The 262-nt window shown below is 66.0% G+C and carries 1 protein-coding gene; it reads left to right on the forward strand.

Going from position 1 to position 262, the window contains the following annotated elements; genetic code table 11:
• A partial coding sequence (locus tag AU465_RS32745; protein WP_246506619.1) for an aldolase/citrate lyase family protein occupies positions 1-262 on the forward strand: 262 nt, incomplete at both ends.

Consider the following 262-nt stretch of genomic DNA (forward strand, 5'->3'; position numbering starts at 1 on the left):
CAACCAGATCGAGATGGCCAAGGGTTTCAAGACCCGCGTCGGCCTCGAAGCGCTGATCGAGACCGCGCTCGGCATGGCCAATGTCGAGGCGATCGCCGCCACACCCGGCCGGCTGGAGGCGATGCATTTCGGCGTCGCCGACTATGCCGCGAGCAACAAGGCGCGCACCGTCAACATCGGCGGCCTCAATCCGGATTATCCCGGCGATCAGTGGCATTTCGCGCTGTCGCGCATGACCGTCGCCTGCCGCGCCTATGGCCTG

Source organism: Mesorhizobium silamurunense, from assembly GCF_014843905.1.
Lineage (GTDB): Bacteria > Pseudomonadota > Alphaproteobacteria > Rhizobiales > Rhizobiaceae > Mesorhizobium > Mesorhizobium silamurunense.